The organism is Methanolobus zinderi, assembly GCF_013388255.1.
Classification (GTDB): Archaea; Halobacteriota; Methanosarcinia; order Methanosarcinales; family Methanosarcinaceae; genus Methanolobus; species Methanolobus zinderi.
The window spans coordinates 1,652,654-1,667,296 of record NZ_CP058215.1 but is presented as its reverse complement, the minus strand read 5'-3'; the positions used below and the strand labels follow the sequence as shown (position 1 = coordinate 1,667,296).

Sequence of the window (14,643 nt, the reverse complement as noted above, 5' to 3'; positions counted from 1 at the left end):
TGTTCTATTTTTCCACAAATTTATTTTTTTACTTCCGCGTGACTCTTACCTTTAAATGTAATGGTGCAGTATAGGCAGTCTCAATGATACTCGAAACAATTGCATTACTGGTAGCAGGTGTTCTTATGATCACCAAGGGTGCAGACTGGTTTGTTGAGTCGGCGGTGGTCATTTCAGAAAAAAGTGGTATACCGAAGATTATAGTAGGTGCCACTATCGTGAGTTTTGCCACCACCTCGCCCGAGTTTGCCGTATCCGTGACTGCTGCGTATATAGGTCATACGGATCTCTCGGTTGGTAATGCAGTTGGCTCTGCGATATGTAACATCGGGCTTGCACTCGGGCTTGTTATTCTAATCAAGGCAGTTCCGGTTAACAGGCACAGTTTTATACGTAAGAGTGCCTTTATGCTTGTCTCCGGTGTCCTGCTTGTGCTTACAACCCTGGACCGGCAACTATCGTCTCTTGACGGTCTGATCCTCCTGGCAGTATTTGTGGCTTTCATGTACTACAATTACAAGCTCCAGCGAACCATCTTTAAAGAATCGGATGAGGATTTCGTAAGGGCTTCTGCAAAGGATATGAAAAAGGAGATTCTGCTTTTCATCGTGGGTGCCAGTCTGGTTGTGATCGGTAGCCGGATACTCGTGGATTCGGGTATCACCCTGGCAGAATGGCTCGATGTGCCTAAAATGCTTATAGGTCTTACACTTGTGGCTTTTGGTACATCCTTGCCCGAGGTCATAACAGCACTCTCATCAACCCTGAAAGGACATCAGGATATTTCAATTGGTAATATTCTGGGTGCAAACATCATGGATATCACTCTTATCCTGGGTGTGTCTTCCCAGATAAGGAACCTTGACATACTGGAACAGTCCGTTGTGTATGATTTTCCTGTGATGTTGCTTATCATGCTGTTACTGGTAATTTTCGGTATTACGGGAAGAAAACTGGAAAAATGGGAAGGTGCTGTGATTTTTGTGACATATGCAGCCTACATTGCCGGCCTTTTCATCTACTTCAGATGAATTAGGAAAACGACAGCCTTAAATCATCAAATGTTGAAACTGTAAGTGATTCATATGATGAAAAAACTTACACTTATTTTAATTTTACTCCTTGTTGTTCTTTCGGCATCAGGATGTACTGAAGACAAGGAAGATACGGTCGATGAGGTCACAGATATCGGAGATGAAAATTCAGTTGATGCGGCTGATTTTTCGGAGAACACCGAAGGCCAGTGGTGTCCTGTGGGTTCAACCATCCAGACCTCCGATCCCCAGACAGGCCAGGCCTATACTGTGGATATAGTCGGCAAGGAGACCATTGAAGGAATTGAGATGTGCCATGCAACAGCGGAGTTAGATGAATCTGAGAATGGTGTTTCCAGCCTTGAATATTTCTGGTCCGAAGATGAGGAGAATATGATTATGAAGTTCTATGATGATCAGAACACCGTTATCTCGGAAATGAGGGTAGTAGACGGCAAGGTCTCAATCAATGCTGCCAATGGATTTTCCATGGAGTTTGATGAGAATTCCCAAATGTAATTCCCTTTATTTTTTCCATCTAGCCGATTAACTGTATTTTTCAATCTTCCATCTGGTTTTTAAATAGAAGGTATGTCTTATATATGATAATTACCATGGGTAATATTATGCAGCTTCCAACACCCGAGGAATTAAAAGATAAGAGAACGGAACTTGGACTCACACAAAACGATCTTGCAAAACGTGCAGGTGTCAGTCAGCCTCTGATAGCCAGGATAGAATCAGGTGACGTCGATCCACGGTTATCGACGCTCCGTAAGATCATCAGCGTTTTTGAGGATGTTGAAAGGGAAGATATACACGTCGTAAATATCATGCATACGAATGTGATCTCTGCCGCACCGGAAGACCATATTGATATTGCAGTTCAGATCATGGAAAAACATAATATCTCTCAGATTCCCGTACTTTCAAATGGTGTGCCGGTGGGAAGTATATCCGAGGAAATGATAGTAAGGTCCATGGCTGATAAGAAAAAGGCAGCAGTATCGCATATGCTGATAAGGGAACTGATGGGCGATTCCTTCCCCACGGTCTCTCCGAACACGGATATAAACATGGTCTCTCACATGCTGGAAAGAAATCCAGCTGTCCTTGTGCTGGAAAAGGGACAGGTTGTCGGGGTTGTGACAAAGTACGATGTTCTAAAACTACTAAGTGAATAAAAATATTCAGATTTTAGTTATTGGTGTGGAGTTCTCTAAGTAGTAAGCAAAGAGGTCTTTACCCCACTCAATTGCGGAATCACTGAAGGATATAAGTTCTTTGTTATCATACCATCCTTCTTTTGTGAGCATTGTCATCAAGATACAGTAGTCGTTCAACGCAAAATAGACAAAGTTGAATGGTCTGTCATACAGATAAAATTTTATGTACTCATTATCCAGTAAGTTCTGAAAATCATCTTGATCATGTGTTCGGAGCTTTTCATAAAGCTCTCTGGATATGACCATCGTAATTTCTGTTTTATTTTCGGTCCACAGTGCGAACAGGTCCACAAAGTTAGGATGGAATATGGTGGTAACGGCGCACATCCTGCTTGATCTTGCGGACTCTTCTGTAAAATCCCTGTTCAACTCATGGATGTTGGATATGGGTGGTTCATTTATCTGGTAATCACCCAGTTCCCTGATCCTGCTCAGCAGCTCCGGCGGAATGAAGTCAAGATCACGTTCCCCCCAGAAATCGCTGTTTGTATCCAGTACATTTACCGTATCAAGCAGAGGCACCATTTCATCGACAACCCTCTCTCCAATAGTGGTCAACTGGTAACTGTCATCAATATGTGAAACAAGGTGGTGATCTTCCAGTATTCTTATCTGCGGAAGTAACGCCTGGCGTGTTGTATTCAGGGACTTAAGGATCTTTTGCATTTCCTGGGGGCCGTTTTGCAGCATCAGAAGTACGTTCTTTCTTTTGTCTGATGCGAATATCACGTCAAGCAAGGTTTTCTTTGCCGCCATACAATTTCCCCGAAAAAGATTCTTCTTCACATTTAAGTATGTGTGAAGTATTACTTAAAATCAATGTAAACCATTTAATTAATAGTGATCATTATAATTCCGTCACAGCTGTGGCATCTTCATGATAATATTCAAAGAGCTCTTTTGCCCATCGAAGTGCATCTGAATCTGAGCCTAAGATATACTTGCTATCGTACTTCCTTTCTTGTTCAACAGACGCATAAGAAAGCAAGAGTTGGTATGTGCAAACGAAAGGAAGCCTGCTTCTTTGCCTGAAAATAGAAATGGAATAACGGGTTTTTGAGGAATTTTTTGAAAGGTGTATAGAATTCAGCGTATATTTATCCATAAGGTTTTCAGCAACTATTAAATTGACGTCTACTTTATTGTCAAGCATTTCAGCTATTATCTGATTGCTATTCGGATAAAGATATGTAGTAACTGCACCGTAGTACTTTGATTCGATCGAATCTTCTGTTACTTTCTCTATTTTCGAAGATGATTCTTGCACCGTTGAATAAATCTCTTGAGGAGCATTGTATAGATCCCAATGACTGGGCTTAATGACCTCACACTTACCTAGCCTGTGAATCGTTTTCAGAAATGGGGGTGGAATTCGCTCAAGACTTCGTTTTCCCCTGTAATGTATATTGTCGTCAAAGAGATCTACAGTAGCTATAAGGGTCTTCATCTTTCTGACAATAACCTTGCCTATAGCTGTCAGTTCGTAGCTGTCATCCAGCTGGGATATGAGATGATGACCTTCAAGTACTCTTACCTGAGGAAGTAGTGATGTCTTCTTGTGTCCAGTAACTCCAGGAGTGTTTCCATTTCCTGAGGACTGTCCTGCAATAGCAGGAGTACTTTTTTCCTTTTATCTGATGCAAATATCACGTCAAGCAGGCTTTTCTTCATGCAGACACTATTCCCAAAACCAGTTTTTTCCTACTTTTGGTATGTTCGTTGTATTTACTAAATTAATGCAAGTTTCCCACTATAATTTAGTGGGAAAATTGAGAATATTTTAATTTTCTGTGTTCCGCATTTTGTATTGGATGAATGGTCATTCCATCATTTTTGCATACAGGCGCTCTGTGTCTTCCTTCCTGCACAGCTCCGTGCCGGGGGTCATGACTGCGGCAGAACCGGCAGCCAGTCCGTAGAGTACTGCCTCCCTTAACGGTTTACCTCTTGACATTGCCAGGACTATTCCTGCGACCATGCTGTCACCTGCACCCACTTTGCTGCTGATGGGCACTGCAGGTGGGATCATGCGCTCGACAAGTTCATCCGAAAGAAGCAATGCACCTCCGGCTCCCAGGGATACTACAATGATCTCGCATTTGCATGCACTGACTATTTTCTTGCCCTTGTCCAGTATCTCCGACTCCCCTATCTTTTCCTGACCAAGCAGCCTGCTAAACTCGCGTATATTTGGCTTTATCAGATAGACTCCTTCCTCAAGTGCCATCTTCAGAGCATCACCTGATGCATCTACAATAACCCGCGCCCCGATATCTTTTCCGATACGTGCCACTCGTGCATAGAAATCAACGGGCACGCCGGGAGGCAGGCTTCCGCTTGCAACAATGTAATCAGGCACCGGATCCAGTGAGGACAGTTCTTTAATACAGCTCTCCCATTCGTTCTCTTTAAGCTCAGGTCCCGGCATACCGAAACGGTATTGCCTTTCGGTGGACCTTTCAAAAACTACGAAGTTCTCCCTTGTCATACCTTCAATGAGCAGGGGTTGCTGAAGTATATCTTCCTGATCCAGAAGATTGTGCAGTCTCTGTCCTGCCATACCACCTGAAGTGTACATCAGCAATGATTCTCCGCCAAGCTTCTTTATTGCTCTTGAAACATTGACGCCTCCTCCTCCGGGTTCAAAGCTCGGGGGATCGCAACGTATCTTATGCTCGGCCATTACGTTATCCGTACTTGTACTCTTGTCGATGGTCGGGTTCATTGTCAGTGTGACGATGTTGCTCATAGAAGTTCTCCTGCTGTATTAGTATGAGCTTGGTGTTTATATATGGGTTAGAAGCGCGTTTTGACATAATATTGTTAGCATTTTTAATTCCGGGTAATTGAAATAGTCACTCGATCTCATTATGTGGAAAATTCAGACTTCACCGATCTCTTTATAGCATTTCACTATCAACTTATTTATATTAATAAATGGAATATGTTCTAAAGTTAGTTATATTCTATCTTTGAGGACTCCTCATGCTCAATCTCAACGAGTTGCAGACCCGAATACAAAAGATCGATGCTCTTCTTAAAGAATATGGATGGGATGTTTCTGACAGGTCAAAAGTTATCGATGAGGTTGATACAAAACAATCTGATTTTCAAAAACAACTCTATAAACAGGTCACTGAAACCAGAAGAAATGATTTAGAGAGCAAATATGCAGATTATCTTTTACTTGACAGCCTGGGAAAACCTCTTGCAATTATTGAAGCTAAAAGGACGTTAAAAGACCCTGTTCTGGGACAAAAACAGGCCGAAGAGTATGCTGACGACATAAAAACCCAGACTGGAAAGGATGTTTTTATCTATCTTTCCAATGGATATGAAATTTGGTTCTGGGACAGGGAACGGTATCCTGTCAGACAAATTAAGGGTTTCCATTCTCAAAAAGACCTTGAGAATATGGATTACCAGATTCAGCATGGTCAAATAGAGCATGATATTGAGATTAACAGGAGTATTGTAGACCGTCAGAAAAGCGTTGAGGTTGCAAAAAGAGTTGTTGAACATATTCACAAAGGACACAGGAAGGCTTTGATTGTCATGGCTACGGGAACTGGAAAGACCCGTGTTTCAATGGCTATTATTGACCAGCTTATGCGTGAAGGACGTGTTCAGAATGCCTTGTTCCTTACTGATCGCAAGGCACTCAGAAAACAGGCTTTTGATGATGGCTTTATGAAATATTTCCCGGACGAGTCAAAAGGGAAAATTCTTTCCGGAAACTATGATTCTAACAAGAGGCTGTATGTTTCCACGATCCAGACATTTCAGGAGATTTACAACCAGAAAGACAGCAATGGAGTATACAGGATTTCTCCAGGAGAGTTTGACCTCATCTTTTCAGATGAGGCTCACAGGTCTATTTATTCTAAGTGGAAGGGGATTTTTACATATCTGGATGCCATACAGATTGGGTTGACCGCAACACCTGCTGATCTGGTTGACAGGGATACTTTCAGGTTCTTTGAGTGTGATGATGGTTCCCCAACTGCTCTTTATTCTTATGAAGAGGCTGTAAATGATGGAGTTCTTTGTGATTTCCGAAAGAATGTTTCGGGTGCGAGGACATATTTCCAAATCAAAGGTATCAGGCCAGATGATTTGACAGAGAGTGAACGTGATGAACTTATACAGAAGGGAATCGATCCTGATGCCATTGACTTTGAAGGTACGGAGCTTGAGAAGAAGGTTGCTCTGAAGGGAACTTCAGAGGCTATAGTCAGGGAGTTCATGGAAAACTGCCTTACCGACCAGTCGGGTACAATGCCGGCAAAGACCATTTTCTTTGCAATATCAAAGCTTCACGCAAAAAGAATCTGGGAAGCCTTTGAAAGACTATATCCTGAGTATAAAGGTAAGCTTGCAAAGATGATAATCTCCGAGGATTCAAGGGCATTGAATTCGATCGAGGATTTCAAAACAAAACCTTTCCCGAGGGTTGCAATCTCTGTGGATATGATGGATACAGGCATAGATGTACCTGAGGTTTGCAATCTGGTTTTTGCAAAGCCTGTTTTCTCGAAGATCAAGTTCTGGCAAATGCTTGGAAGGGGTACGAGGGCCGATGCCGCGTGCAAACACAGAGAATGGCTTCCGGAAGGCAGGAAGGAATACTTTAAGGTCTTTGATTTCTGGAACAACTTCGAGTATTGGGATATGAACCCGGAAGGTGTGAAGAACGAATCACCTGAGGCTATTACAAACCGTATTTTCCTTTTTAAACTCAAGCAACTGAATGAATTGCAGAGCCGTGGAAATGACGAACTTGCGGAGAAGGTGAAGGAGAGTCTCATTGAAGATGTCAAAACCCTGCCTCAGGATTCCGTAACTGTCAGGGAGCATCTGCAGGATGTGGAAAAGGCATTGTCTCCAAAACTCTGGGATAATGTGGGACTCGACCCGATTGATTTCCTACAGAAGAATATCATGCCGCTGATGAAGTTCAAACCCGGTGTGAACCTGAAAGAAGCTACTTTTGCCCTGAAATGTGAGAAGCTTGCCTTTGCGGTGCTCCAGAACAATACCAATGAGATAGAGCGCCTGAAAGAATCCATTGCCGGGATGGTGGAGCGCTTGCCAAGGACGCTGGACAGGGTGCGTGAGAATGAAACGTTCATTGATGAGATACTGTCCCATGCTTTCTGGAATGAAGTAAGCTATGAGGATGCCAAGAGAATGGTTGATGAGATTGCACCTCTTATGCCCTATATGTCCAGGGAACCAAGGGATACTATTGTTATCGATATGAGCGATAAGATCGCAGAGAGAAAGCAGTGGGTTATCAATGAGGATGAAGCAGAGTATGTGACAACATACAGGGAAAATGTTGAGAACTGGATCAAGGAACTGGCAGAAACCCATCCTGTTGTCCACAAGATCAAAAATGACGAGATCATCACCGAAAGCGACCTCCAGCAACTTGAAGACACCCTTTTCAACTCGGAACTCACCCTAAACGAATCAAGATTAAAGCAGATATACCATAGACAGAACACAGACCTTGTGGAACTTATCAAACACATCCTCGGCCTCTACGATTTCCCATCCCCCGAAGAAACAATAAAAGACGCTTTCCAGACTTTCATCATCGAAAACAACAAGCACTACACAGCCGACCAGCTCAATTTCATCCGTACGCTCCAGACCGTATTCCTGAGAAAGAAACACATCGAGTTCTCAACCCTCTGGAATGCTCCCTTCACAAATTTCGGCACAACCGCCCCCATGCCCATGTTCTCTCAGGAAGAGTTAAATGCCTTCATCGATATCTGCAACGGAGTCGAAAGAGAGATTTTTGGTTCAGAGGCATGATGGATGAAAAATGAGTTACCTGAGGGATGGGAATGGAAGAAGCTGGGGGACATTGCTGAAATAAAAAAAGGCAGCACCATCACTAAAAATACAATCGTCGAGGGAAATGTTCCCGTTATAGCTGGTGGAAGAGCACCTGCATATTTCCATAATGAAGCAAACAGGGATGGTGAAACGATTACAGTTAGTGCTTCTGGCGCTTATGCTGGCTTTGTTAATTACTTTAATAATCCTATTTTTGCATCTGATTGCAGTACTATAAAGCCAAAAGAATCAGAAAACTTGTCTGCTAAATTTCTGTACTGGAATCTGAGAGCACATCAAAATCAAATTTATGCCTTGCAGAAAGGTGGTGGTCAGCCACATGTGTATCCTAAAGATTTACGTACTTTGAATTTACCAATTTCTACTCCCCAAATCCAACACAAAATTGTTTCAATCCTAGAAAAAGCCGAAGAAACTAAGAAACTGCGGGCACAGGCTGATGAACTGACACAGCAACTTCTGCAAAGTGTATTTTTGGAGATGTTTGGTAATCCTGATGAAAATTGGCTTGTGACTACTGTTGAAGAAATCGTTCATCCAAATAAAGGATCAATACGTACAGGCCCTTTTGGGAGTCAACTATTGCATAGTGAATTTGTTGAAGAAGGAATAGCAGTTTTAGGAATAGACAATGCAGTCAAAAATGAATTTGAGTGGAGTAAAAGGCGGTATATTAATGAATCTAAATATCAGGAACTAAAGAGATATACGGTTCACCCAGGTGATGTTATCATTACTATAATGGGTACATGTGGTCGTTGCGCTATTGTACCTGATGATACTCCATTGGCAATAAACACTAAGCACCTCTGTTGTATAACTCTTAATCAAGAAATGTGTTTACCACCTTATTTGCATGGTTACTTCTTGCAACATCCAGTTTCAAAGCAGTATCTTTTGTCAAAAGCAAATGGTGCTATCATGGATGGCCTAAACATGAAAATAATTAAAGAAATGCCGATTATCATACCGCCACTTAATCTACAAAGAAAGTATGCTGCAATTATACAGAAAATTAACAAAACGAAGCAGCATCAAAGCTATTCTTCTACTGAACTAGAAACTCTTTTCAACGCCCTCATGCAAAAAGCCTTCAAAGGAGAACTGATAGCATGAGAGATGGGATTAACTCTTAATATCTTGCAATTATATCTTATTTTTAAGAAAGACTTGAGGAATAAATTTGGTCAGAGAGTTTACTGTTGTTATTGAGCAGGATGAGGACGGCATATATGTTGCTTCCGTGCCTGAGCTTGAAGGATGTCATACGCAGGCCGAGACACTTGATGAACTCAATGTTAGAGTCAGAGAGGCAATAGAGCTTTATCTTGATGTCATGTCGGAAGAGGACAACGAGAAGCATCTTGACTTCATTGGTATACAGAAGGTCAGAGTTGGCGTTTGAATGAAAGAGATAAAGCCACTTCCTGCGAAAAAGGTAGTCAAAGCACTTGAAAAGCTGGGATTTGAGCAGGTGAGGCAGAAAGGCAGCCACCTGTTCATGAGACATCCTGACGGCAGGGTGACAGTGGTTCCTGTCCACTCGCAGGAAAGGATTGGTAAAGGGCTGATCAAAAAAATAATGAAGGATACAAAAATAACGCGTGATGAATGGATAGAACTGCTAAAGCAACTGATTATCTTCTGACAACATTCATCCGTATAAAAACGTAATGTGATATCATGAGACTCTCACCTGAAATGAAATCAAAGATAGATTCACTCTGGGACAGGTTCTGGAGTGGTGGTTTGTCAAATCCCCTGCAATCCATAGAACAGATGTCCTATCTCATATTCATGAAAAGGCTTGAGGACATGGATGTTCTGGAGCAGAGGCGTGCTAATTCCATGGGGAAGGAGTACAGGTCAATCTTCGAGGGTAATGAGGAATGCAGGTGGTCTGTGTGGAAGCACAAGTCTGCCGAGGATATGTTAAAGCATGTAAGGGAAGTTGTGTTTCCTTTTGTCAAGAACATTCATGACGGGGAGAAGACGCTGTTCTCCGAGCACATGAAAGATGCTGTGTTCATCATTCCAAAGCCTACGCTTTTGCAGGAAGCTGTTAGCATCATCGACGAGCTCAACATCTCGGCTCAGTCGGCAGACGTGCAGGGTGATCTTTATGAGTATCTGCTGAGCCAGCTTTCAACAGCCGGAAAGAACGGGCAGTTCAGGACTCCAAGACACATTATCAGGATGATGGTGGAACTTGTAGACCCGGACATCAATGACCGTATTTGCGACCCTGCCTGTGGCACAGGTGGTTTCCTTTTCTCAGCCTACAAGTCTATACTCAGGAAATATACCTCTCCTGAACTCATCGAGCAGGATAAAGAAGGAGACTATCATAATCTGATTGGAGATCACATTGTAGAAGATGAATACTGGGAGAAACTTCATGGTGATGCTTTCTATGGTTTTGATTTTGAATCGACTATGGTGAGAATTGCACTTATGAACATGGTGCTGCACGGAATCAAATCCCCGCATATCAGACTTACAGACACTCTTTCAAACCTATATAATGAAGAAAACCGTTACAATGTAATCCTTGCCAATCCGCCTTTCAAGGGCAGCATAGACAAGGATGATATCAACGACAAACTGACACTTAACACAAAGAAGACCGAACTGCTCTTTGTGGAGAACATGATTCGCCTGCTTGAGATGGGTGGAAAATGTGGTGTCATTGTTCCCGATGGTGTGCTCTTTGGCAGTTCCAAAGCTCATAAGCAACTGAGGAAAATGTTACTTGAGAACTGCCAGCTTGAAGGCATAGTTTCCATGCCATCAGGTGTATTCAAGCCCTATGCAGGGGTTTCGACTGCTGTGCTGATATTCGTCAAGGGTGGCAGCACAGAAAAGGTCTGGTTCTATGATATGGAGGCAGATGGCTATTCTCTGGACGACAAAAGGGCTCCCACTGATATGAAGGGAGATATTCCTGATATAATCGAGAGGTACAGGAGCAGAAAAACAGAAAATCCTCAGGACAGGAAGGGTAAATGCTTCTATGTTCCATTCACTGAAATAAAGGAAAATGGCTATGATCTCTCGATTTCCCGGTATAAGGAAATCGAATATGAAGAAATAGAGTATGAGGAGCCAGAAGTCATTATACAGAAAATAGAGGAACTGGAAGATCAGATAAAGACTAATGTTGCTGAACTCAAAGAGATGTTGAAGCAGGGCTGAACAAAAATAATTTTTGTTTTTGATGTCACTACTCTAAATATTTAATCATTTTTTATGGTATCTGGTTTCTCCTATCACTGATACATTCATATACTTATCATAATAGTATGATACATATCACTGATAACTTTATATAGTTATCACTATATAGTGATAAGTGCAAATGACAGAACCGGACCCACTTGAATATGAACGGATACTGAATTATGTAAGTGACTCTCTTGGAATCTCTTCTAAAGTATCTGATAATGGAATCGATGTTCTGCGTGAAAACTCCTCTGGTGATTTTTCTTTTAAGCCGGATGCAGTACTGGAAGATTTCAATACAATATATCTCGTTGAGATAAATCCAAAGGCCACCCTTGATGCAATTGCATGGCTGAATCTGCTCAGGGATATCTGGTCAGAGAACGAGGATCTGAAAAAGGACATTCGCACCGTTTTTGCCGCAAAATCATTTCCTGAAAGGGAAAAGAAGATCCTGCAACAGCTGGACATCACCATGCTCAAACTTCCATGGTCTTTCAAAACTTCATCTCAGAGGAGTTCGAGATCCGGAACCCACAGGATCACATCTGAGAAGTCCTGGAAGATTGTATCCCGACTACTTAAGGAAAAAAGAACTTCTATACGACAACTATCACTGCTGGAGGATGTCTCATATGGCTGGGCTCACAAGACCGTACAGGCACTGGTCGGGCAGCAGATCATAAAACAGGAGTATGGAAGCGTTAGCATCTCAAACACCGACAAACTGCTTAATGGGGTTGCATGGGAAAGACCTCTGGCGAATATTAAGGCAGCCGAGATAAACATCTCTTTCAGTGAATCGATGAGTGCGGCAAAGGAAATAACACAGGCCTTTGAAATGCAGGATGACCTGGATATTGGATTTACCTCATACACTGCTGCCGCGCTTTACACGGGCTATGGAGTAAGACATGATGCAGTGTATTTGTATCTTAAAGATGAGCATGTCGACTACTTCCGTGAACTGTTCGAGACTTCTTCTGAGGAGAGCATCAAAGCAATGATCTACAGGCCTGACAGGGAAGTATTCAAAGGAACCCTGGAAAAAGAGGGAATCAGAATAGTATCCCCTTCACAGACACTTCTGGATCTCGCAGGAATGGGATATTCTGCAATGGACATCACAAAAGATATGGTATCCAAATATGACAGGCTATGAACTGAACAGTAGCAGTGCTATCATCAGATATTCTCTGGATGAGTTGCAGGAGATCAGTCACTACCTTATGGAAAAAGAAGACTTCAAACATCCTGTTACAGTGCTCGTCGGAGGCTGGGCAGTTGATTCTTATAATCCCTGGTTCGGATCTGTTGATATAGATCTCATAACAAACAGCAGTACAAGACAAAGCCTCAGTTATTATCTCAGGGATCAACGCGGTTTTATGCCTTACAGGTTGACAGGACTGCCAACGAGTGTGAAAAAGGAAACAGAGGCTGGTGCTATAATTATTGATTTTGCAACGAAGCAGAAGCCGTTTCCCTTTGAAGGAACTGATGCAGATCTGGATTTTAATATTCTTGAAGGGAACACCGAACTAAGAGAGATCAGGGGAGGTACTGAGATCGCAGTTCCCAACAGAGCAACACTTCTGGTTTTGAAACTGAAGGCCATCTGGGATAGAAGTTATCGAATTGAAAAGCAACTATCTGCTGATCTTGAATGGGAAACCGGGAAACTGATAAAAGATCATGCAGACATTCTGGCTTTGATCGACCCTGAGCATGGTGGAAATCAGATTGATATTTCCGTTTTGGGTAAATTAATGGAAAAATATCCGTTTCTCAAAGAGTCCTTAATATCTGTATATAATTCCAATGAAGGGGTAGAAAAATACAATAGAATATCATATGGTGATGCCAGAATTATCATTGACCGCACAATTTCTCTTATAAGCTGATAAAATACCTGTTCAACAGTGGATAGAAGAAAAGACGGCTATTTCTCAAAAGTCCTCATATACGTGCCATCCTAATACATTTAAATAATAATGTTACATATGGGGCACGAATCCTAATAGTTAAAATGGCCCGCAACACAATATACATATCAGTTATCTGTTCAGTCGTCAAAGATTTTAATTATGAGAGATTCTGTCATTCACATATATTATCAGAGGATTAGGAGATTTGCATGGAAATTGAAGATACACTTCTTATGATGCCGGGACCGGTTCCTGTAGCACCTCGCGTTCTTCGGGCGATGTCAAAGCCCATGATCAATCACAGGGGAGCTGAATTTTCGGCAATGTATGATGACTGCTGTGAAGTTCTGGCCGATGTTTTCCAGACAAAGAACGATATATTCATTTTAAGCGGTTCAGGTACCGCTGCAATGGAGGCTGCAGTTGCCTGTACCGTAGGCCCCGAAGACACGGTAGTTGCCCTTGAGAACGGTAAGTTCGGAGAGCGTTTCAAGGACATTATCGCAAGATACGGAAAAGTAAACCCTCTGGAGAACGAATGGGGTCACTCCTTTGATCTCGAAGAGGTTGAAAAGAAACTCGAAGAAGGCGCTGAAGCCATTACCCTTGTTCACAACGAGACCTCCACAGGAATACAGAATCCTGCAAAGGAGATCGGTAAGCTTGCAAAGAAGCATGATGCACTCTTTATCATGGACGGTGTGACAACCCTTGGCGGGGATACTGTCATGACCGATGACTGGGGTGTGGATGTAGCTGTAGTTGGTTCCCAGAAATGTCTGGCAGCACCACCGGGTCTTTCCATGATCTCCGTAAGTGAGCGTGCCTTTGAAGCAATGGAAAAGAAGGACAGTCTTCCATACTACCTTGACCTCAAAGCATACAAAAAGAGCGGTGGCAAATCACAGACTCCTTATACTCCGGCAGTACCTCTCTTCTTTGGTCTGCAGGAAGCCCTGCACATCGTAAAGGAAGAAGGCATGGATGCCAGGATCAACCGCCATGCAACCGGGGCTAAGGCCATACGTGCAGCAGCAGATGCAATGGGCATCGAGATGTTCCCGCAGCTTAATGATGATAACAGCCACTATTCAAACACCGTCACCGCAATGAAAGCTCCTGAAGGAGTTTCAGGTAATGATATAAAGAAGGATATGATTGCAAGGGGTATCACCATTGCCGGTGGCCAGGCACATCTCAGTGGTAAGATATTCAGGATAGGCAGCATGGGTAACGTGCAGCCAAAGGATATAATGCTCACAATACAGGAACTTGAAGTTGTCCTTAAGAAGAGAAACGTTGTATCTGATATTGGAGCAGGTGTTGAGGCTGCCAGCGATGTGCTGGATACCCTGCTTTAAT

General features: G+C 42.6%; 15 protein-coding genes. 11 read left to right on the top strand and 4 right to left on the bottom strand.

What is annotated here, in order from left to right; translation table 11 throughout:
* Window positions 1–83 precede the first annotated feature (83 nt).
* From HWN40_RS08165 to HWN40_RS08155, 3 genes are all read left to right on the top strand, one after another.
* Window positions 84–1,031, top strand: a complete 948-nt coding sequence (locus tag HWN40_RS08165; RefSeq protein WP_176965271.1) for a calcium/sodium antiporter — start codon at window positions 84–86, stop codon at window positions 1,029–1,031.
* A gap of 54 nt (window positions 1,032–1,085) precedes the next feature.
* Window positions 1,086–1,553: a hypothetical protein gene (locus HWN40_RS08160; protein ID WP_176965270.1), complete on the top strand. Its 468-nt coding sequence runs from the start codon at window positions 1,086–1,088 to the stop codon at window positions 1,551–1,553.
* A 107-nt stretch (window positions 1,554–1,660) separates the two neighbouring features.
* A complete protein-coding gene (locus HWN40_RS08155) occupies window positions 1,661–2,218 on the top strand; it encodes a CBS domain-containing protein (RefSeq protein ID WP_176965269.1) in 558 nt (185 codons plus the stop codon).
* Window positions 2,219–2,224: 6 nt separating this feature from the next.
* On the opposite strand, the gene HWN40_RS08150 is transcribed toward HWN40_RS08155, so the two are convergent.
* From HWN40_RS08150 to HWN40_RS08135, 4 genes are all read right to left on the bottom strand, one after another.
* Window positions 2,225–3,016, bottom strand: a complete 792-nt coding sequence (locus HWN40_RS08150; protein ID WP_176965268.1) for a helix-turn-helix transcriptional regulator — start codon at window positions 3,014–3,016, stop codon at window positions 2,225–2,227.
* Window positions 3,017–3,107: 91 nt separating this feature from the next.
* Window positions 3,108–3,707 carry a transcriptional regulator FilR1 domain-containing protein gene (locus HWN40_RS08145; RefSeq protein ID WP_176965267.1) on the bottom strand — a complete coding sequence of 200 codons (600 nt, stop codon included), beginning with the start codon at window positions 3,705–3,707 and terminating at the stop codon, window positions 3,108–3,110.
* A gap of 83 nt (window positions 3,708–3,790) precedes the next feature.
* Window positions 3,791–3,931, bottom strand: a complete 141-nt coding sequence (locus HWN40_RS08140) for a hypothetical protein (RefSeq protein ID WP_176965266.1) — start codon at window positions 3,929–3,931, stop codon at window positions 3,791–3,793.
* Between the two features lie 148 nt (window positions 3,932–4,079).
* Window positions 4,080–5,009 carry a 1-phosphofructokinase family hexose kinase gene (locus HWN40_RS08135; protein WP_176965265.1) on the bottom strand — a complete coding sequence of 310 codons (930 nt, stop codon included), beginning with the start codon at window positions 5,007–5,009 and terminating at the stop codon, window positions 4,080–4,082.
* 236 nt (window positions 5,010–5,245) lie between these two features.
* Between HWN40_RS08135 and HWN40_RS08130 the strand changes: the two genes are divergently transcribed.
* The 8 genes from HWN40_RS08130 to HWN40_RS08095 all read left to right on the top strand — a co-directional run bounded on the left by HWN40_RS08130 (window position 5,246) and on the right by HWN40_RS08095 (window position 14,642).
* The gene (locus HWN40_RS08130) at window positions 5,246–8,086 is read left to right on the top strand and encodes a type I restriction endonuclease subunit R (protein WP_176965264.1); all 2,841 of its coding nucleotides are present in this window, start codon (window positions 5,246–5,248) and stop codon (window positions 8,084–8,086) included.
* Between the two features lie 3 nt (window positions 8,087–8,089).
* On the top strand, window positions 8,090–9,247 hold the full coding sequence (locus tag HWN40_RS08125) for a restriction endonuclease subunit S (RefSeq protein WP_176965263.1): 1,158 nt from the start codon (window positions 8,090–8,092) through the stop codon (window positions 9,245–9,247).
* A 67-nt stretch (window positions 9,248–9,314) separates the two neighbouring features.
* Window positions 9,315–9,536 carry a type II toxin-antitoxin system HicB family antitoxin gene (locus tag HWN40_RS08120; protein WP_176965262.1) on the top strand — a complete coding sequence of 74 codons (222 nt, stop codon included), beginning with the start codon at window positions 9,315–9,317 and terminating at the stop codon, window positions 9,534–9,536.
* Window positions 9,537–9,779 carry a type II toxin-antitoxin system HicA family toxin gene (locus tag HWN40_RS08115; RefSeq protein WP_176965261.1) on the top strand — a complete coding sequence of 81 codons (243 nt, stop codon included), beginning with the start codon at window positions 9,537–9,539 and terminating at the stop codon, window positions 9,777–9,779.
* Window positions 9,780–9,832: 53 nt separating this feature from the next.
* On the top strand, window positions 9,833–11,326 hold the full coding sequence (locus HWN40_RS08110; protein ID WP_246275873.1) for a type I restriction-modification system subunit M: 1,494 nt from the start codon (window positions 9,833–9,835) through the stop codon (window positions 11,324–11,326).
* A 163-nt stretch (window positions 11,327–11,489) separates the two neighbouring features.
* The gene (locus HWN40_RS08105) at window positions 11,490–12,515 is read left to right on the top strand and encodes a hypothetical protein (protein WP_176966342.1); all 1,026 of its coding nucleotides are present in this window, start codon (window positions 11,490–11,492) and stop codon (window positions 12,513–12,515) included.
* The gene (locus HWN40_RS08100; protein ID WP_176965259.1) at window positions 12,502–13,257 is read left to right on the top strand and encodes a hypothetical protein; all 756 of its coding nucleotides are present in this window, start codon (window positions 12,502–12,504) and stop codon (window positions 13,255–13,257) included. The genes HWN40_RS08105 and HWN40_RS08100 overlap by 14 nt, the downstream gene beginning before the upstream one ends.
* A gap of 233 nt (window positions 13,258–13,490) precedes the next feature.
* Window positions 13,491–14,642, top strand: coding sequence for a pyridoxal-phosphate-dependent aminotransferase family protein (locus tag HWN40_RS08095; protein ID WP_176965258.1), 1,152 nt, complete (start codon window positions 13,491–13,493; stop codon window positions 14,640–14,642).
* Window position 14,643 lies beyond the last annotated feature (1 nt).